Source organism: Oceanobacillus sp. J11TS1 (genome assembly GCF_018333215.1).
Lineage (GTDB): Bacteria > Bacillota > Bacilli > Bacillales > Amphibacillaceae > Oceanobacillus.
The window spans coordinates 1-255 of record NZ_BORO01000081.1 but is presented as its reverse complement, the minus strand read 5'-3'; the positions used below and the strand labels follow the sequence as shown (position 1 = coordinate 255).

Below are 255 nucleotides of genomic sequence, written 5' to 3'. Positions count from 1 at the left end.
ATTTCCTGAGTAGCGGCGAGCGAAACGGAAAGAGCCCAAACCAAGAAGCTTGCTTCTTGGGGTTGTAGGACACTCCATTGGAGTTACAAAGAAATTCTTTAAATGAATCGACTTGGAAAGGTCAGCCGAAGAAGGTAACAGCCCTGTAGTTGAAAAGGAATTTCCTCCGGAGTGTATCCTGAGTACGGCGGAACACGTGGAATTCCGTCGGAATCCGGGAGGACCATCTCCCAAGGCTAAATACTACCTAGTGAC

1 rRNA gene is annotated in these 255 nt (G+C 48.2%); it reads left to right on the top strand.

Annotated elements, in window-relative coordinates:
* Positions 1 to 255, top strand: a 23S ribosomal RNA gene (locus tag KI343_RS19930); the annotation flags it as partial.